Origin of the sequence: Megasphaera micronuciformis F0359 (genome assembly GCF_000165735.1) — a bacterium.
In the GTDB taxonomy this organism is placed as follows: domain Bacteria; phylum Bacillota; class Negativicutes; order Veillonellales; family Megasphaeraceae; genus Megasphaera; species Megasphaera micronuciformis.
This window is the reverse complement of sequence record NZ_GL538212.1, coordinates 26,154-26,610: the sequence shown is the minus strand read 5'-3', so window position 1 is coordinate 26,610 and position 457 is coordinate 26,154.

Here is a 457-nt window from a genome sequence, read left to right as displayed (position 1 = left end):
TCCCCTTACGGGGTAACGGTAATTAAATCACGAACAGTTTCGTTGACGATAAAGAAGTCTTTACGTTTCCGTCCCCTTACGGGGTAACGGTAATTAAATCGGGATTATTGAGTCCGTAAAAATGAGTGGTGCGAGCACCGTTTCCGTCCCCTTACGGGGTAACGGTAATTAAATCAAGAGTGACAGATATGTGGACGGTTTATACTGGGAATCGTTTCCGTCCCCTTACGGGGTAACGGTAATTAAATCAAGAACAGACACTATGTAACTTACTTACACTTATCGTTTCCGTCCCCTTACGGGGTAACGGTAATTAAATCGCAAGCGGCAAGCAAAAAACCTTCTTGAGAGTCTGTTTCCGTCCCCTTACGGGGTAACGGTAATTAAATCCTACTACCTTGGCTAAGGTTGAGGAATTAAGAGAAACGGTTTCCGTCCCCTTACGGGGTAACGGTAA